The organism is Pseudomonas sp. NPDC098740 (assembly GCF_044760065.1).
Taxonomy (GTDB): domain Bacteria; phylum Pseudomonadota; class Gammaproteobacteria; order Pseudomonadales; family Pseudomonadaceae; genus Aquipseudomonas; species Aquipseudomonas rossensis.
Map to the genome: position 1 here is coordinate 138,421 of NZ_JBIWAM010000001.1, position 16,784 is coordinate 155,204.

Genomic DNA, 16,784 nt, shown 5'->3' on the forward strand with positions numbered 1-16,784 from the left:
GATGTCTGACTTACTGATCAGATTTTGGGAAGGGCTGCAGTTTTACTGGGGCGACATCAGCTACCTGATGGTCCAGCATCTGCAGATCGTGGCGGTCAGCGGGGCGCTGGCCCTGGCCATCGCGCTGCCGTTGGGCGTGTGGATGAGCCGTCCGGCGAACCAGCGTTACGCCATGGCCAGCATGCAGGTCCTTAACGTGGGGCAGGCGATCCCCAAGCTCGCGTTGCTGGCATTGGCCATGAGCTTTATTGGCGTCGGCAGCGGGGCGGCCATCATCGGCTTGTTTGTCGCGACGTTGTTACCCGTCGCGGTCAACACCTATGAAGGCTTGCGCGCGGTGCCGCAGCACTTGGTCGAAGCGGCCGAGGCCATGGGCATGACGCCTCGGGAGACGCTGTGGAAAGTCGAATTTCCGAATGCGATGAACGTGATTTTCGCGGGCATCCGCACGGCGCTGGCGATCAACGTCGGTACCGCGCCGCTGGCCTTCCTGGTCGGTGGCGGCGGGCTGGGCGAGTTGATCTTTACAGGGATCGACTTGAACGACTTTGGCATGATGCTGGCCGGCGCCGCATCGACCGCGCTCCTGGCTATTGCAGTCGATCTGGGCTGCGGCTTGATTCAAAACATTGCAGTGTCTCGGGGCTTGAGGTTGGCCGGGCGCGAATGAATCTGAAGACCATCGACCTAAACCAATAATATGAGGTGCATGATGATTTATCGAATGCTAGCCAGTCTGATCTTTAGCCTTAGTCTTGTTTCAGGTGTTGTGGGCAGCGCTTCTGCCAACAGCACGATTGTGGTCGGCGGCAAGAAGTTTACCGAGCAGCAACTGGTTGCCGAGATGACCACTCAACTCCTGCGCGCCAATGGCTACAGTGTCGATAAACGCCCGGACCTGGGTTCGTCTGTATTGCGCGCGGCGCAAGAGAACGGTCAGGTCGATGTGTATTGGGAATACACCGGCACTTCCCTGATTACTTACAACAAAGTCACGGACAAACTTAGTGCTGACGAAACCTACAAGAAGATCAGCGAGCTTGACGCGCAGAAAGGCATCACCTGGTTGAACCCCTCCAAGGCCAACAACACCTACGCCTTTGCCATGCGCAAGGAAGAGGCCGAGAAAGATGGCGTCGTCTCCATCAGCGATCTTGCAAAGAATATCCAAGGCGGCAAATCCTATAAATTCGCCTCCAACGCTGAGTTCTTTTCCCGGCCCGATGGCCTGCGCCCTCTTCAAGAGGCGTACAAGTTTGAATTCGAGCGCAAGAATATCGTCCGTATGGACGGCGGGCTGACCTACCAGGCGCTCAGGGACGGTCAGGTCGATCTGGCCTTGGTCTTGTCGACGGATGGGCGGATTCCGGCCTTCGGTTTTGTGGTGCTGAAGGACGATAAAGGCTTCTTCCCCAGCTACGCGTTGACGCCTGTCATTCGCACTGAAGTCTTTAAAGAGAATCCGAAGATCGGCGAGTTGCTTAACGCCCTGTCCTCCAAACTGGACGACGACACCATTGCGGGTCTCAACTCTCGGGTCGACGTTGGCCGTGAATCTATCGAGAGCGTGTCCAAGGAATTTCTGCAAAAGAGCAAGTTGCTGTAGGAACTGCCGAAGGCTGCGATCTTCGATGGTGTCTTTATAACCTTCCAGGCCTGGCATAACGCCGGCCTTTTTTACCCTGCCTACCACCCATTCCCTCGCACCTACATGAGGTGCGAGCTCATTCCGTTCGCCTGTACTCACTAGGAGAATCACCCATGCAGTTGAATAAAAAGTTCGTGGCGTGCTCGTTTTTGCTACTGGCAGCAAGTGCTCAGGCAGATGACGGTATCGACCGCATGACCCTCGCCGATATGCGTCATGCGTTGAATAACGGGACCCTCAGTTCCGAGCAACTGGTCCAGCACTATCTGGATAACATCCGGGCGAACAATCACCAGGGCCAAAACATCAATGCGCTGGTGACCATCAATGAACAGGCGATCGATCAGGCCCGGAAGTGGGATGCTGAACGGGCGAAAAATCCTAATGCCAAATACGCACCGCTGGCCGGCATTCCTTTCGTAGTGAAGGACAACTTTGACACCGCCGCAATGGTTACCTCCGGTGGGTCCTACGTTCTGCGTTCGTCGGTGCCGAGCCAGGATGCCTTCACCGTCAAGAAGTTGATCGACGGGCAAGCGATTCTTCTCGGCAAGGCCAACCTGTCGGAACTGGCCGCGTCCTTTGGCTGGTTTGGCTACAGCTCGTTCGGCGGCCAGACGCTGAATCCGAAAAATACCAAGCGTGATGCTTCTGGCTCAAGCAGCGGTTCTGCCGCCGCCGTGGCGGCAGCGTTTGCACCGTTTGCGCTAGGGTCGGACACCAGCGGCTCGATCCGCGCCCCGGCCAGCGTCACAGGCACCGTGGGTTTTCGGCCTTCGCTGGGGTTGATCAGCCGCAGCGGCATCATTCCGCTGTCGCTCGCGTTTGATACGGGTGGCGTCATTACCAACAGCGTGCTGGATCAGGCCATCGTGCTGGATGCGATCAAGGGCCAGGACAAAAGCGACCCGGCAACTCTGGATCTGGTCGCCGACAAAATTCAGTTCGAGCCAGCGCTGAGTCGTTCCTCGTTGCAAGGCAAAACCATTGGGGTGATCACCAATTTCAAAGGCGCCAATCCAGAGGTGGATGCAGTCTTCAAGGCCGCTCAGGAAACCCTCGGCAAGCGCGGCGCTCATGTTGTTTCCATCGACCTTCCCACGTCGTTTGAAACGCTATGGAGCGATGTGTTGGGTCCCGTTGGCGAGAGCGAATTCAAACCGCAATTCGAACGCTACCTGGCCACCCTCAACCCGAGCCAACCGCGAACGCTTGCGCAGTTTCTCGATCAGGCAAAAAAAAATCAGTCTGAAAACGGACCGCATGGCATGAACCCGGCACGCCTGGCCGGACTGGAAGCCGTCTCGAATACCGCAAGCACCGATTCGCCGCTGTACATCTCCATCCTCTCGAGAAAGATCCCGCAGTTGCGCGCGCAACTGATGGACATCATGAAGAAGAACAAAGTGGACAGCCTGTTCTTCGCGACGATCAATTGCCCGGCTTCGGTGGTTCACGGCGTGACCGATGACAGTTACGTGTGCAAATCCGGCGATACCTACGCGTCGTCGTACATTGCCTCCGCCACCGGATTTCCCGAAATCACCGTTCCGGCAGGCACGATCAAGGGCAACCTGCCGGTCGGTGTTTCGTTCCTGGGTGGCTACGGCGAAGACGCCAAGGTTGTGGGCTTTGGCTACGCATTCCTCGGGCGCTGATCAGTGGGGCGGGCCGTTCAGATCTGTTTCAGCAACCAGGTACGGAACGCGATGAGCGATGGCAGCATTTCGTTGCGGGGCGGGTAGGCCAGGTAGTAGCTGCGCTGACTGGCGAACGGCAGGTCGAGGCTGATCAGCTCGGCGTTGGCCAACTCGTCGGCCACGAGAATGCGCGGCACCAGACCGATGCCGATGCCGGCCCTGACGGCCTGGATCAAGTGCGAGGTGAGTTCGAAACTCGGCCCCAGCCGCATCATTCGATGGGGCAGGCCGTGGTGGCTGAACCACTCGCCCCAGACGTTGGCATTGCTCGCGACGTTGAGCAGCGTCTGTCCGCCAATGCGCTCCGGCGTCCAGGTGTCATGGAGTTCGGCCGCTTGTGGAGAAATGATCACCATCAGTTCTTCCGTGTGCAGGCGATGGCTGATCAGACCCGGCAAATCGGCATTACCGACGACGATCGCGGCATCGATGCCGCTGGTTTCAAAGTCGATGGCGTCGATCCGGGAATTGATGTGCACCAGCATGCCAGGATGGGTTTTGTAGAAGTCATGAAGGCGCGGCAATAACCACTTCGAGCCGAAGGTCGGCAAGGTGGCCAGGCGCAAGGTGCCGCTGCCGGATTGATAAGCCATGGCTTGCAACGTGGCGCTGCGGATGCGTCCGAGCGCTTCGCTCATTTCCCGCTGGTAGAGACGACCGACATCGGTCAATTGCACTTGCCTGCCTTCACGGCGAAACAGCGTCAGGCCCAGTTGCTGTTCCAGCGCCTGGACTTGCCGGCTCACGGCGCTTTGGGTCAGTGACAGTTCCATCGCGGCCCGGGTGTAGCTTTCATGGCGGGCGGCGGCTTCAAAGGCCAGCAGCAACGACATCGAGGGCGTGAGGTGACGGTAATTCATTCGTAAAAGTCATCGATAGCGGCAGGAATATCCGTTTGTCCGGTGCCGGAGCCTGCAGGATCATTGGCGCAACCGGCGACCTGAGGCTGACCCATTAATGCTCAGGCGACAAGTGTTTTGATTTTTCCCGTGATTAGACCGACAAGAGAACAACCTGCGATGATCGCTCAGTTGCCCACCGTTGCACTCGCGGCACAGTACCCGGAATTTCTTCAAGCCCTGCGCGCCAGCGGCTTCCGCGGTCAGCTCAACGCCGACTACGCCACTCGCACCGTGCTGGCGACCGACAACTCGATTTACCAGCGCCTGCCGCAAGCCGCGGTGTTCCCCGTGGACGCGGACGACATCGCACGCATCGCGACCTTGATGGCCGAACCACGCTTTCGCCAGATCAAACTGACCCCGCGGGGCGGCGGCACTGGCACCAACGGCCAGTCGTTGACCGATGGCATCGTGGTCGACTTGTCGCGGCACATGAACACCATCCTCGAAATCAACATCGCGGAGCGTTGGGTGCGGGTGCAGGCGGGCGTGGTCAAGGACCAGCTCAATGCCGCGCTCAAACCCCACGGACTGTTCTTCGCCCCGGAGCTGTCGACGTCCAACCGCGCCACCGTCGGCGGCATGATCAACACCGACGCCAGCGGCCAGGGCAGTTGCACCTATGGCAAGACCCGCGATCACGTACTGGAACTGCACAGCGTGCTGCTCGGCGGTGAGCGCCTGCACAGCCATCCGCTGTCCGACGCAGAGCTGGAAGTGGCGTGCACGCAACCCGGCCGCATCGGCGAGGTGTACCGGACAGCGCGGCACATCCAGGAAACCCAGGCCGACCTGATCGAGTCGGTGTTCCCCAAACTCAACCGCTGCCTGACCGGTTACGACCTGGCGCACCTGCGCGACGAGCACGGGCGTTTCAACCTCAACAGCGTGCTGTGCGGTGCGGAAGGTTCGCTGGGCTACATCGTCGAAGCCAAACTCAACGTGCTTGCGATTCCCAAGTATTCGGTGTTGGTGAACGTGCGCTACAGCAGCTTCATGGATGCGCTGCGCGACGCCAACGCGTTATTGGTGCACAAGCCGTTGTCCATCGAAACCGTGGACTCCAAGGTGTTGATGCTGGCGATGAAAGACATTGTCTGGCACAGCGTCGCCGAGTATTTCCCGACGGACGCCGTGCGCTCGACGCTGGGCATCAATCTGGTGGAGTTCAGCGGAGAAGACCTGGCGGACGTGAACGCTCGCGTGGCGTCGTTCGTGGAGCATCTGCAAGCCGATACGACGATCGAGCGACTGGGCCACACCCTGGCCGAAGGGGCCGAAGCTGTGACACGCGTATACACCATGCGCAAACGTTCGGTCGGGCTGCTGGGTAACGTCGAAGGCGAGATTCGCCCGCAGCCATTCGTCGAAGACACCGCCGTGCCGCCGGAAAAACTGGCCGACTACATCGCCGAGTTTCGTGCGTTGCTGGACAGCTATAACCTGGCGTATGGCATGTTCGGTCACGTCGATGCCGGGGTGTTGCATGTACGTCCGGCGCTGGACATGAAAGATCCGGCCCAGGCCGCTCTGGTCAAGCCGATTTCCGATGCCGTGGCCGAGCTGACCAGGCGTTATGGGGGGCTGCTGTGGGGCGAGCATGGCAAGGGTTTACGTTCGGAATATGTCCCCGGATTTTTTGGTGAGCTATATCCGGCGCTGCAATCGCTCAAGGGCGCGTTCGACCCGCACAATCAGCTCAACCCCGGCAAGATCTGCACCCCGCCGGATGCCACCCAGGGCTTGCTCAAGGTCAACGAAGTCACGCTGCGTGGTGATCTGGATCGGCAAATCGATGAGCGAGTCTGGCAAAGCTTCGGTACCGCGATGCACTGCAACGGTAACGGCGCTTGCTACAACTACGATCCCAACGATGCGATGTGCCCGTCGTGGAAAGCCACCCGTGAGCGCCAGCATTCGCCGAAGGGCAGGGCGTCGTTGATTCGCGAGTGGTTGCGTTTGCAAGGCGCGGCCAATATCGATGTATTGCAAGCGGCCCGGGGCAAGTTGTCGTGGTTGAGCGGGTTGCCGACGAGGTTGCGCAATAACCTGGCGCGCTCGCGCGGCGAGGCGGACTTCTCCCATGAAGTCTACGACGCGATGGCGGGGTGTCTGGCCTGTAAATCCTGTGCGGGGCAATGCCCGGTCAAGGTCAACGTGCCGGAATTCCGTTCGCGATTTCTGGAGCTGTACCACGGTCGCTATCAACGTCCGCTGCGCGACTATTTGATTGGCTCGCTGGAGTTCACCATTCCTTACATGGCCTACGCGCCAGGTGTGTACAACGCGGTGATGGGCTCGAAATGGGTGAGCCGTCTGCTTGAGCGACAGGTCGGCATGCTCGACAGTCCGTTGATCAATCGTCATGACGTGCAGGCCACGCTGACCCGCTGCGAGGTCGCTGTCGCCAGCGTGTCAGCCTTGCGCGAACTCACCGTCGCACAACGTGTGCGTAGCGTGGTGTTGGTGCAGGACGCCTTCACCCGTTACTTCGAAACACCGTTGCTGGCGAGCTTTATTCAGCTGGCGCATCAGCTGGGCTATCGGGTGTTTCTGGCGCCCTATAGCGCCAACGGCAAGCCGTTACACGTGCAGGGTTTTCTCGGTGCCTTCGCCAAGGCGGCAATCCGCAACGGCAATCAGCTCAAGGCGCTCGCCGATTGTGGAGTGCCGCTGGTGGGGCTGGATCCGGCGATGACGCTGGTCTACCGCCAGGAATATCAGAAAGTACCGGGGCTGAATGATTGCCCGAAGGTCTTGCTGCCTCAGGAGTGGCTCTGCGATGTGTTGCCGGAAAACCCGCATCCCGCGACTGGGACATTCCGTTTGTTGGCGCACTGCACCGAGAAAACCAATGTCCCGGCCAGCACTTCGCAATGGGAAGCCGTTTTTGCCCGGCTCGGGCTCAAGTTGACGACTGAGGCGACCGGCTGCTGCGGCATGTCCGGCACCTTCGGCCATGAAGTGCGCAACCAAGGCCACTCACGGACCATTTTTGAGCAGTCCTGGGCCGGCAAGCTCAAAGAAAAGAGCGAGGCGCTGGCAACGGGATACTCCTGTCGCAGTCAGGTGAAGCGCTTTGCCAACATGCAATTGCGCCATCCATTGGAGGTTGTGTTAGAGCATACGCTCGCGAAGTGAAAGGGGAGCGTCGTTGAGTCCTGCGGAATGTTGCTTCGACAAACCTTTTTTCACCGCAATGCGCGCCTTAGGGGTTGGCACCCCCCAACGAAACATGTCGTTGTTTGCTCGGCGCGCATCGTTTCGGATATGAATATTAACTTTGTCGATACTTTATCTCCGGACAGTATCGTAATCGTAGGGTTTAGTTCCATAGAAAGAATGGATTTCTGTTGCCCAAGACTCGTCGGCCATATTAGGCCAATTGTCCTTGTCAAAACCTGGTGCATTTTCCAGGCGTTCTTTCTCTACGTTTAGTACGAAGCGCTTATTTACTGTATCGAGTGTCAATGCATTCCAAGGTACTGCAAACAGTTTTTCTCCCATGCTAAGAAAGCCACCAAAAGATAGAACAGCATAACTCACTCTGCCGCTGCGAACATCTAGCATGATTTCCTTGATATCTCCCAAGTCTTCTTCATTATGGTTATAAACATCATTTCCAATGAGTGTGTCTGCCCCCATCAGGTCGGGGCCAGGGCCCTGTTCTTCAGAGTCGGCATCTCGCAGGAGGTTGGTTTTGTACATGCCATAGGTATCGCGATCTACGTAGTTCATTACTATCTCCTATCAACAATCGTCAATCAATCAGAAAAATATACTCACCGCCTTGATGGCTGTATTAGTGGGAGTCACCCGCTGTCGAAAAAGTTGGATTTTTTTTCTGCATGACGACGAATGGCAAGTTGGAGTAAAAAGTCGATCAACTTTTAATTGGTACGCTGCCCATGTGTGACTTCCTAAATATGACGATTAAGTTTAAGTTGCTACTGCGACCAAACTTATTTGAATGATAGTTAATATAGGGGAAAGTTCAGGAATATCTGGAGCAGGACATACTGTTGGCAGGTGAATGTCTGCTTCGTCTTCGGTCCACGGATGATGGGCCGGGAGTGGGCTGGCCCGATAGAGGCATGATTGTGGCGGTGGAGATCTCGGTCGATATTGTCAGGCAAGCGGACCAAAAGGGGGGAATGCCAGGCAGTTAAGGCGCAGAACCTGTGGGAGTGAGCTTGCTCGCGATAGCGGACTGGCAGACAACGTATGTGTTGAATGTAAAACCGCCATCACGCCCTGAGCTTTTCCGTCAACACGGTTTTGCTGTGTCCGGCTCGCTGGTCAACGGTGAGCCGTGCCGAACCAGGCGCCCCTGCTGCACCAGATGTCTCACCAAATGATCCCAACCCAAGGCGATACCTTGATCATCCAGCGCCATTTGCACGAGAAGGCTGTAGTCATTGCTGCTGAAGTAGTGCGGACTTTCCGAGGCCGGGATCTGCAGGTCATGGGACTGGAAAGCGAACCACACATTCCAGTCGACCTGTTCTGACAGCTGGGAACGGCCATAAGGGGTCAGGTCCAGCAGTACGCTGTTGCGCATGCCCTCCAGGGTTTTCAGTTCTGGATGAGCCTCCAGATAACGAGGCGTGCACACGATCTAGCCTTGTGGGGGATGTTCCTGGCGGTCGGTTTGGGAGCGTTCGCGATGCGTCTTTCCTTTGTCGAACTGTATGGCCGGTTGCGCATCCCGTCAGTGCTGAGTCGGGCCTTGCTTTACGTACCGGCGAGTGTGCTGGCGGCCCTTGTGCTGCCCGCCGTGGTGTATCCGAATGGGCAGGGGGAATTCGTGTTGAATAACCCCCAGATCCCCGCCGCCATTATTGCGGCCTGGGCCGCCTGGCAGACTCGCAATACGGCCCTGACGCTGGCGGTGGGCATGGGAGGGCTGTGGCTATTCAAGTTTTTCGGTGTGTAATGAATCGATGTGCAGCAGGGGCACCTGAAGCGTCAGCGACAAACTGTCTGCCAGGCTCCTGGCCTGCTGAGTCGCGGCCTCACGCGCGCGCCGATCAACGTCTTCCCCCAGGATGGTTTTCTCCACAATCACCGAATGCACATCCGTGACGCCGATAAATTTCAGCCAGGCTTCCACGTAGGGTTTCTGGAAGTCGAAGCGCTCCGCCGGTGTGATCGACTGCGCCGAAAAATCCAGGCCGCGGGCGTACATCACCACGGCGAGTTTGTTGTGCAGCATGCCTTCCAGACCGCGTTCCGGGTCAACGCTGAACAGGATGTCTTTCTGCGATACCAGGTCGATGAAGTGCTTGAGTTTGTACGGGATGCTGAAATTCCACAGCGGTACGGACATTACGAGTACATCCGCGCGATGCAGGTGACTGGCCAACTCTTTTAACGTGTTCCACGCGTCTTGTTGTGCGGCGGTCAACGGCGTGCCATTGAGCCCGGCATATTTGGCCTCCATGGCCAAATCATCGAATTCCGGCAGCGCCATGTTCCAGAGGTCGAGGGTGATGATCTCGGTGTCCGGGGTGTTTGCTTGGTAACGCGCAATGAAGCTGCGCGCGACTTCAAGGGAAGCCGAACGCTGCTTGCGCGGCGAACACTGAATATGGAGAAGAGTCGTCATGGCACACCTTGAATGATGGGGAGGCAGGGCAGGTGGGAGCATTGCAACATAGTTGCAATTGAAATATAAATCGTGAATTCCTATTCGATTGATCACGTATAAAACTATGTTCGATGCTCTGCTGCTCAAGACATTTGTCACGGTCGTCGATGAAGGCGGCTTCAGTCGTGCCGCCCAAAAGTTGCACCTGACTCAGTCTGCGGTCAGTGGCCATGTGCGGCGATTGGAAGAACAGATTGGTAAACCCCTGTTGACGCGCACCACCCGTTCCCAGCAACTGACTGCCGATGGCGAGCGCCTGGTCTCTTATGCGCGCACAATCCTCGCGCTGAACCGTGATGCCTGGACAGACCTGACACGCACGCCGTTTCATGGGCGGCTGCGAATCGGGGTGTCCGAAGATTTTGTCGAGTCTCGATTGCTGCGCACTGTTCAGGATTTCGCGGCGCAGTACCCCGGGATGAAGATCGAGGTGCAGGTGAACATTCCGGCTACGTTGCTGGCGCTGATGAAGCAAGGGCATCTGGAGGTGGTCATCGGTTCGCTGTGCGAAACCAGCGAAGCGGGGCTGTTGCTATGGCAAGAACCGCTGGTGTGGGCCTGGTCGGCGCAACCCGTCGCCCGGTTACCCACGCCGTTGCCGCTGGCCCTGTTCCCCGAGCCGTGCCCTTATCGCGAGGCCGCGCTGACGAGGCTGGCGCAGGCGGGGATCGCCCAGCGCACGGCGATGTTGTGCAGCAGCACAGCCGGATTACGGGCAGCGGCACTGGCAGGCTTCGCGGTAGCGCCCATGCCCCTCAGTCAGTTGGGGCAAGGATTGGCGGTTATTGGGGTAGAACAAGGGTTGCCGGATTTGCCGGATGCGCAATGTCGGCTGTTCACCTCGCCTGACGCGGATCAGTCGATTGTGGCAGCGGTTACTCAGCTCATTGTGGAGTATTGCTCTACGCGGAGGGCTTGATTGTCATTTTGAGGGCCTGCTTGAACGTCTCGGGTAGCGAACTCAATACGAGCCAGTGACTGCGAGCCCGAACAACAGCATTGCAGGGCCGCACCCGAAAGGTGGGGAGGCCGGCCAAATGATTCTCAGATTTATTTTACTGCGCACGTTTTATGGCACTGGCGAGCGCTGCGGCTTCGCTGCGTAACGCATCAAATCTTGTGTTCAACTCCTCACTCACTATTAGGTGGTGTGGCGTGCGAAACAGGCCGGAACTGTCTGGGCTCAACGTCCATATTCAACGTAGGGGCCTAAATAGAAGTCCTGCGTATCCCAGTTGATTCGATAAATCACTTCTTTCCTTGGCTTGATGTTGGCCACAACAGTTTTGATCGCGACACCAGCACATAATCCAGACTCGGCGAGCCCGGTGCCGAGATTCACTTCACCGGCAGGCAAAACGAAAGATGCCTTCTGACCGGGACCTATCTTGGCTGCGCGCTGACCATCGATGTAGAACACGACGTCACATCCCGAACCGACAAACCCGTCATCACGGAAAATGGTCAGGCGTCCCGGATCTGTCGTACCCTGGCTTTTGATCGCGTACATCTCACTGGCCGGCACTGGCCGCGCTTCAGAAACCCGCATAGGTGATGTTGCGCACCCGCCCAAGGCCAGCAAGAGCGCCCCCGTTGCGATAATCCTTCGCATAATTTTCCCCTCCTGAAAAAGGGCGAATGTCTCAGAGCGACATACTGCTTTGCTTCATAACGCCATTCGCCAAAAACACTTTAAATAGATCTGTCACCTTTTATTCTATTAGCGCATCCAGGCACGAAGAGCTTCAAACTCAATGGGGTTTGGATGGTGCAGCCTGGCAGCTAACGCTTCCTCTTCTTCTTGAGAAATGAAGGCTTTGACAGTTTTCGGGATACTTTTTGGCCCAGCCTTGTAGCTCTTGTCAACGCATTGCCGGCTGAACAAATCCTTAAGAAATTCATAGTCTGAGGGTAGTAGCGCTGCCTGGATCAATGCCACTTCACTTATCAGTGCTGCACTGAAGTCCGCTTGAGGTGATAGCCAGGACAGATTTGTTGCAATGCGCACGTATTCCCTGGCCACGAACGACGAGATATCGGCATGGGCGAGTGAAGATGGCTGTGCAAAATGAACTATCCGAGCAATCCCAGAAGCGCCGTTTTCCAAACGTACCACGCAGTAAGGCTCTCCACCGCCAGTAGTCGCAAAGGGAAGAAAGGTTCTACCTTGTTGATCATTTGGATTGAGCCACTCATTGATTTCTCGCTCGGCCTCCTCGGCATCAAGCCATAGAAAATCTTCAAGGCTACTTAGTGCTGCCGTTGCTGGAAGCGTGTGTGCTATCCCCATGAGCGTCGCGAGGCGTTCTGGAAACTCAATGTCAATACTGCGTGCAAGCTTTTGAAAGGCTTCTACAACAGTAACGTCTTGTCCGTAATTCAAAGCGACAGGCTCTCCATATCAGATTGCAGGAATTAAATGGGGACAGATCAATTTTGCTGCGTACGTTTTATGGCTCTCGCGAGCGCTGCGGCTTCGCTGCGTAACGAATCAAATCTTGTGTTCAACTCGACATACCCGGGCTTCCAGGCCCAAACACCATCGACGTGGTGTTGCCCAAGGACCAGGTCATTAAGCGAGCCCATTCCGCCAAAGGCTGACAGCAAATACTCAACCCCGTAGTAATCAGAGTTCATCAAGTGTGCCTTGGCTTTGCGCATCCACTGGCTCCAGTGAGTAGCTCCATCGATTTCAGCACGGTGGCGAGCTGATCCAGAACGTCGATCAATTGTTCAGTCATTTGTCCCATTTTGAGGTCATCCAAACTGTGGAACGATGGATTTTCGACCATTGAGCAGTTGACCGTGCGATAACCTCCGCTTCAGCCATTTGCGCACACAATCCTTGATTTCGCTCGGAGCTGGCAAGTCCGATGGATGCTGGTGCACCTCTTTGTTTGCGGACAAAAAAAAACGGGCGCCTTCACGGCGCCCGTTTTCGTTTATCCCGCTACTTGAGCCCGCAAGCGCCGGCCGATCACATCCATCAAGTCACAGCCATCGCGTAACGGAATGGCCAGCAGTTTGGAGAAGTCCGACAGCACCACCGTGTCGCAACCGAGTTCGCCGCGGTAGGCGATGTTTTCCAGCACCTGCGTGACCGTGCGGATGCGGTAATCGGCCATGGCTTGCAGGACGTCGAGTGGGGCTTGGGTGTCGATGAGCAGGGAGGCCGGGATCAGGTCGATTCCGGTGAGGGGCATGTATCTTTCCATAGGTGAGATCTCGTTCAGTTAGATGAGACCGCCAACAGATCGTCGCCAAACGAATAGGGTGGCAGTTGCGCGCAGGTTGGCGAACCGGGAACGAAAACCGGCAGACCCGAAGGTCTCCCGCGCGCAACCGCCATAGTACAGCGGTTTTGCAGTTGCGACGACGCCTGCAAATGAGCAGGCGGCCCTCGCATTCGTATCTCGGGTCGCCAAACCCGAATCGCCATTTCGGGCGACGAGATGGACTATAGGCCTCATCAGAACGGCGGGAAAGGTGAGGGATTCCGAGGTTTGTGTAGGAATTTTTATGGTGCTCCTAGGACCGTTACGCCCCTTCAGCGAGCGACGGCTATCGGCCTAAAGCTGCCGGTCACCACGCGGTCGCGCGAAAAAGAAGTGACCAGTTAAGCCTTTAATACTGATGCCCTAATGCAGGTCATTTCTGACGCAATCAGCCAGCCAAGGCCATTTCTGCGGAACTTTTGACTGAAATCAATCGCAACGGCTATCGAAAGCATAAAAAACAGACATTGTATTTTTCCAACGACTACACTTACACATTAAGCAAGTTAATTAATTGTGCTATCTAGATGTTATACCCTTTTTAAAACAGCGCTTCTCCATTCAATCCTACTAACGGAATTTGCATGAAGATTGAAATTCTTAAACAGGCAGTTATGGATTCTCGAGATGGCATCACCATCTCCGATAATTGTATCGACGACAATCCGCTGATTTTTGTAAATCCTGCGTTTGAGCGCATGACCGGTTACTCGTTTGAAGAAATCACTAACATTAACTGCCGATACCTACAAAAAAACGATCAAGAACAGCCTGAACTTGAAATAGTTCACAACGCCGTTAAAAAGGGTGAGCACTGCCTCGTAACCTTGCGAAACTACCGCAAGGATGGAACGATGTTTTGGAATGAGCTAAGCATATCTCCAATTCATGATGAGAATGGAATTGTAACAAATTTTTTAGGTATACAAAAAGATGTAACGCCTCGCATGCTAATACAACAGCAACTTCGCGACGAGCATCAGTCCCTAGAGGAAATGAAAGCACACTTCGAACAACTATCCATAAAAGATGGACTGACAGGCATTTACAATCGTCGTTTTTTTGATACACAGTTCGAAATTCAATGTAAAATTGCATGCCGCAACAGCGACTCATTGACTCTTGCCATGATTGATGTCGATAACTTCAAGTCATTCAATGATATTTATGGGCATCAGGCTGGCGACGAAGCATTAATACGTGTCGCTGATAGTTTGAATAAGTCTTTCCAGCGAAGTTCTGATTTTGCAGCCAGGTATGGCGGTGAAGAATTTGTAATTCTTTCCAACGGCATGACGAAAGACCAATCAGCTCGGCACGTCGAAACTCTATGCCAACTAGTGCGAGACTTGAGAATACCGCACTCCGCTTCCAGCACAGGATACTTAACTATAAGCGTTGGTTTTTCATTACATACATTTGACCCACTGCAACCAGATAACGTACTACTGGCCCGAGCCGATAAAGCTCTCTATATAGCTAAAGAACGAGGTAGAAACCAATTTTTTAATCTTTAGGTTTTGTAGGGAATTCTAGAAAATGGCCATTGCTCAACATCATGTAGCGCCCTAAAGGCCTGTTTGAGGGTCGCCTAGGTCCGTTTGCGGCTGGCAGAAATCGACCTAGGCTGTGTGAAAATGCATGCACCGTCTCGTAGTCTGCGTTGCTAAGTAAAATCTGCCAGGGTTTGGTTAGTCAGCCAGACCTGAAGTTTGCGTAGGAATGCGTCGTTCGTTCCGATTCTGACTGTCAGACTTGCTCTCAAACGTTTTCACACAGCCTAGACCCATAGCTGCCGGTGACGAAAGGCAGAAATCGGCCAAAAGCGGGCAACCCGCCTTGAGCCTGGAGCCGACATTAGGATCTGTATATTCAGATTTTTTTCATCCTAGTGTTCTTATTTGAATAACCGCGCTACCATTTGCAGCGTGAATACATTAGGAATGTGATAGTCATCGTTTACCAGAACCTTCAATCAGTCTAAACAGGCGTTTTTTTGTCGCTGGGGGCTTGAATAAAACCCACTAACACCTTTCAATCAATAACACAGCACCAAGCGAGTATCTAATGCAGTTGAGATGTTTATTCTGGAATACGGGGAAAAAAGCTCCCGATGTGGAAATCTCTGAACTAGCAGCATCATCTGGCGCCAATCTTATTGCGCTTGCAGAATATACAGAAGACGGAACAAGCTTACTTCATGAGCTATCAAAAAAAGGGTTAGATTTTTTTATAATACCTCAAATCGGCTGCGATCGAATTACACTGATAGCTTCATTTCACTACTCTTTTATAAGCCATAAACGAGAAGCCGAGAGATATACTATAAAAGAGTTAGCTGTGCCAGGACGTCATCCCATTTTACTCGCCTTCGTGCACCTTCCGAGCAAAATGCACGTCAACGATCAGGATCAAGTTCATATAGCAAGCTTTTTTAAGCGGGACCTTGAAAAGGCAGAAATAGAAGCTGGGCATGCCAACACTATCGTGACTGGAGATTTCAACATGAATCCCTTTGATGATGGAATGATGTCTGTTGTGGCGTTGAATTCACTTCCATGCCTAGTCACGGCGAATAAAAAAGATCGGGTTTTCCATGGAGATACGCACAGCTTTTTCTATAATCCAACGTGGAACTTACTCGGTGACTTTGTTGGGATGCCAGGAACATACTTCCACCCTTCCCCAACATCTCTTTCACATTACTGGAATACTCTTGATCAAGTTATATTGAGGCCGTCAATTGCAAACCAGCTTGATAAATCCTCTCTTAAAATTCTTACGATTGCGGGTTCAATTGACTTGGTCAGCAATAAAAATCGCCCTACAATCAGTGATCATCTACCAATTTTTTTCGCTTTTAATTTAGCTTAGGAGTTTAATATGAAAAACCTTTGGCCTACAGAGTTCGAGGCGAGCGATCTACCTTCCACCAAAGAATTGTTAGAGGAGCAAGCAAGGCTTCTCCCTCAACTAACCAACGATATGGTTCATGCCGACATTGTACAGCTAGACGAAATTGATAAGATCAGATTTGGCATGTCGAATGATTTTGCGTATCGATTCGACATTCGAGGAAAGTTCCTAAAAGACTACCGCTTCAATTTGTTCAGTTTCTCACACGACATCACCTTATTTCCTGTCACTTTCAAACTTGATGGAAAGATCGCTTCGGAAGTTAATGCTAAACAGGGCGCACCCTCTACTAACAAAATATTAGTCAAAGATGCCGAAGGTCTAGAAACGCTGCTAAGCCAAATCTTTGGAACGGCGCGACTGAAATCCGTTATAAGCTCAATAATTAGACTATCGAAATAACAATATCGGATAGCCATTTATTAATAGCAGATGAATTGCCACTTTCGAAAGTGCTAACTACGAAAGGCTGGCTGTAAGATTTATCCAATCTGTTGCATCAACTGGTTGAATTTCTAACCCATAGCTGCCTTCCACGGAGCGCAGTTATGGGTCGTTTTGCCGTGGTGGGAAAATGCTCTTAACACGGCAGATAGTTCACGTACCCTATCATCCGCGGGGCCAGGAAGCTGGCCAGGACAGGCATGGTAGAGTTCAAGCGCTAGTATTACCTCGTCACGTGTCCAATTAGGA

At 54.2% G+C, this 16,784-nt stretch carries 16 protein-coding genes and 1 pseudogene; 9 read left to right on the forward strand and 8 right to left on the reverse strand.

Annotated elements, in window-relative coordinates; translation table 11 throughout:
* Nucleotide 1 precedes the first annotated feature (1 nt).
* The 3 genes from ACIQU2_RS00670 (at nucleotide 2) to ACIQU2_RS00680 (ending at nucleotide 3,306) form a co-directional block, all read left to right on the forward strand.
* Entirely contained in the window at nucleotides 2-670 is a 669-nt protein-coding gene (locus ACIQU2_RS00670) for an ABC transporter permease (RefSeq protein WP_403137694.1), read from the forward strand.
* Between the two features lie 54 nt (nucleotides 671-724).
* The gene (locus ACIQU2_RS00675; protein WP_403137697.1) at nucleotides 725-1,606 is read left to right on the forward strand and encodes a glycine betaine ABC transporter substrate-binding protein; all 882 of its coding nucleotides are present in this window, start codon (nucleotides 725-727) and stop codon (nucleotides 1,604-1,606) included.
* A 155-nt stretch (nucleotides 1,607-1,761) separates the two neighbouring features.
* Nucleotides 1,762-3,306 (forward strand): amidase family protein, encoded by a 1,545-nt coding sequence (locus ACIQU2_RS00680; RefSeq protein ID WP_403137698.1) that lies wholly within the window; start codon nucleotides 1,762-1,764, stop codon nucleotides 3,304-3,306.
* 17 nt (nucleotides 3,307-3,323) lie between these two features.
* Here the strand turns inward: ACIQU2_RS00680 and ACIQU2_RS00685 are convergent, their stop codons facing one another.
* On the reverse strand, nucleotides 3,324-4,208 hold the full coding sequence (locus ACIQU2_RS00685) for a LysR substrate-binding domain-containing protein (protein WP_403137700.1): 885 nt from the start codon (nucleotides 4,206-4,208) through the stop codon (nucleotides 3,324-3,326).
* Nucleotides 4,209-4,367: 159 nt separating this feature from the next.
* Here ACIQU2_RS00685 and ACIQU2_RS00690 point away from each other — a divergent pair, with 159 nt between their 5' ends.
* Nucleotides 4,368-7,391, forward strand: coding sequence for an FAD-binding and (Fe-S)-binding domain-containing protein (locus tag ACIQU2_RS00690; protein WP_403137703.1), 3,024 nt, complete (start codon nucleotides 4,368-4,370; stop codon nucleotides 7,389-7,391).
* 153 nt (nucleotides 7,392-7,544) lie between these two features.
* Here the strand turns inward: ACIQU2_RS00690 and ACIQU2_RS00695 are convergent, their stop codons facing one another.
* Together ACIQU2_RS00695 and ACIQU2_RS00700 are read right to left on the reverse strand one after the other, a co-directional pair.
* Nucleotides 7,545-7,988, reverse strand: a complete 444-nt coding sequence (locus ACIQU2_RS00695) for a PRC-barrel domain-containing protein (protein ID WP_403137705.1) — start codon at nucleotides 7,986-7,988, stop codon at nucleotides 7,545-7,547.
* 577 nt (nucleotides 7,989-8,565) lie between these two features.
* A pseudogene (locus ACIQU2_RS00700) lies at nucleotides 8,566-8,865 on the reverse strand (LysR family transcriptional regulator); the annotation flags it as partial.
* Between ACIQU2_RS00700 and ACIQU2_RS00705 the strand changes: the two are divergent.
* Nucleotides 8,836-9,186, forward strand: a complete 351-nt coding sequence (locus tag ACIQU2_RS00705; RefSeq protein WP_403137708.1) for an AzlD domain-containing protein — start codon at nucleotides 8,836-8,838, stop codon at nucleotides 9,184-9,186. The pseudogene ACIQU2_RS00700 and the gene ACIQU2_RS00705 overlap by 30 nt on opposite strands.
* Here ACIQU2_RS00705 and ACIQU2_RS00710 read toward each other — a convergent pair.
* Complete coding sequence (locus ACIQU2_RS00710) at nucleotides 9,163-9,858, reverse strand: FMN-dependent NADH-azoreductase (protein ID WP_403137710.1); 696 nt, start codon at nucleotides 9,856-9,858, stop codon at nucleotides 9,163-9,165. The two genes, ACIQU2_RS00705 and ACIQU2_RS00710, sit on opposite strands and share 24 nt — an antisense overlap.
* A gap of 106 nt (nucleotides 9,859-9,964) precedes the next feature.
* Here ACIQU2_RS00710 and ACIQU2_RS00715 point away from each other — a divergent pair, with 106 nt between their 5' ends.
* Nucleotides 9,965-10,819, forward strand: coding sequence for a LysR substrate-binding domain-containing protein (locus ACIQU2_RS00715; RefSeq protein WP_403137713.1), 855 nt, complete (start codon nucleotides 9,965-9,967; stop codon nucleotides 10,817-10,819).
* A 264-nt stretch (nucleotides 10,820-11,083) separates the two neighbouring features.
* Here the strand turns inward: ACIQU2_RS00715 and ACIQU2_RS00720 are convergent, their stop codons facing one another.
* The 4 genes from ACIQU2_RS00720 to ACIQU2_RS00735 form a co-directional block, all read right to left on the reverse strand.
* Complete coding sequence (locus ACIQU2_RS00720) at nucleotides 11,084-11,512, reverse strand: hypothetical protein (protein WP_403137715.1); 429 nt, start codon at nucleotides 11,510-11,512, stop codon at nucleotides 11,084-11,086.
* Nucleotides 11,513-11,620: 108 nt separating this feature from the next.
* Nucleotides 11,621-12,283: a hypothetical protein gene (locus ACIQU2_RS00725; protein ID WP_347806072.1), complete on the reverse strand. Its 663-nt coding sequence runs from the start codon at nucleotides 12,281-12,283 to the stop codon at nucleotides 11,621-11,623.
* Between the two features lie 47 nt (nucleotides 12,284-12,330).
* Nucleotides 12,331-12,561, reverse strand: coding sequence for a DUF6966 domain-containing protein (locus tag ACIQU2_RS00730; protein ID WP_347806071.1), 231 nt, complete (start codon nucleotides 12,559-12,561; stop codon nucleotides 12,331-12,333).
* A 281-nt stretch (nucleotides 12,562-12,842) separates the two neighbouring features.
* Nucleotides 12,843-13,115, reverse strand: a complete 273-nt coding sequence (locus ACIQU2_RS00735; RefSeq protein ID WP_403137718.1) for a hypothetical protein — start codon at nucleotides 13,113-13,115, stop codon at nucleotides 12,843-12,845.
* A gap of 644 nt (nucleotides 13,116-13,759) precedes the next feature.
* Between ACIQU2_RS00735 and ACIQU2_RS00740 the strand changes: the two genes are divergently transcribed.
* From ACIQU2_RS00740 to ACIQU2_RS00750, 3 genes are all read left to right on the forward strand, one after another.
* Entirely contained in the window at nucleotides 13,760-14,692 is a 933-nt protein-coding gene (locus ACIQU2_RS00740; protein ID WP_403137721.1) for a diguanylate cyclase, read from the forward strand.
* Nucleotides 14,693-15,242: 550 nt separating this feature from the next.
* Complete coding sequence (locus tag ACIQU2_RS00745; protein WP_403137723.1) at nucleotides 15,243-16,049, forward strand: hypothetical protein; 807 nt, start codon at nucleotides 15,243-15,245, stop codon at nucleotides 16,047-16,049.
* Between the two features lie 9 nt (nucleotides 16,050-16,058).
* Nucleotides 16,059-16,493 (forward strand): hypothetical protein, encoded by a 435-nt coding sequence (locus ACIQU2_RS00750; RefSeq protein WP_403137725.1) that lies wholly within the window; start codon nucleotides 16,059-16,061, stop codon nucleotides 16,491-16,493.
* Nucleotides 16,494-16,784 lie beyond the last annotated feature (291 nt).

What these genes read in the sequence shown, in the direction of transcription:
- ACIQU2_RS00670 (WP_403137694.1), top strand. Translation starts at nt 2, where the DNA reads ATGTCTGACTTACTGATCAGATTTTGGGAAGGGCTGCAGTTTTACTGG.
- ACIQU2_RS00675 (WP_403137697.1), top strand. Translation starts at nt 725, where the DNA reads ATGCTAGCCAGTCTGATCTTTAGCCTTAGTCTTGTTTCAGGTGTTGTG.
- ACIQU2_RS00680 (WP_403137698.1), top strand. Translation starts at nt 1,762, where the DNA reads ATGCAGTTGAATAAAAAGTTCGTGGCGTGCTCGTTTTTGCTACTGGCA.
- ACIQU2_RS00685 (WP_403137700.1), bottom strand. Translation starts at nt 4,208, where the DNA reads ATGAATTACCGTCACCTCACGCCCTCGATGTCGTTGCTGCTGGCCTTT.
- ACIQU2_RS00690 (WP_403137703.1), top strand. Translation starts at nt 4,368, where the DNA reads ATGATCGCTCAGTTGCCCACCGTTGCACTCGCGGCACAGTACCCGGAA.
- ACIQU2_RS00695 (WP_403137705.1), bottom strand. Translation starts at nt 7,988, where the DNA reads ATGAACTACGTAGATCGCGATACCTATGGCATGTACAAAACCAACCTC.
- ACIQU2_RS00705 (WP_403137708.1), top strand. Translation starts at nt 8,836, where the DNA reads ATGAGCCTCCAGATAACGAGGCGTGCACACGATCTAGCCTTGTGGGGG.
- ACIQU2_RS00710 (WP_403137710.1), bottom strand. Translation starts at nt 9,858, where the DNA reads ATGACGACTCTTCTCCATATTCAGTGTTCGCCGCGCAAGCAGCGTTCG.
- ACIQU2_RS00715 (WP_403137713.1), top strand. Translation starts at nt 9,965, where the DNA reads ATGTTCGATGCTCTGCTGCTCAAGACATTTGTCACGGTCGTCGATGAA.
- ACIQU2_RS00720 (WP_403137715.1), bottom strand. Translation starts at nt 11,512, where the DNA reads ATGCGAAGGATTATCGCAACGGGGGCGCTCTTGCTGGCCTTGGGCGGG.
- ACIQU2_RS00730 (WP_347806071.1), bottom strand. Translation starts at nt 12,561, where the DNA reads ATGCGCAAAGCCAAGGCACACTTGATGAACTCTGATTACTACGGGGTT.
- ACIQU2_RS00735 (WP_403137718.1), bottom strand. Translation starts at nt 13,115, where the DNA reads ATGGAAAGATACATGCCCCTCACCGGAATCGACCTGATCCCGGCCTCC.
- ACIQU2_RS00740 (WP_403137721.1), top strand. Translation starts at nt 13,760, where the DNA reads ATGAAGATTGAAATTCTTAAACAGGCAGTTATGGATTCTCGAGATGGC.
- ACIQU2_RS00745 (WP_403137723.1), top strand. Translation starts at nt 15,243, where the DNA reads ATGCAGTTGAGATGTTTATTCTGGAATACGGGGAAAAAAGCTCCCGAT.
- ACIQU2_RS00750 (WP_403137725.1), top strand. Translation starts at nt 16,059, where the DNA reads ATGAAAAACCTTTGGCCTACAGAGTTCGAGGCGAGCGATCTACCTTCC.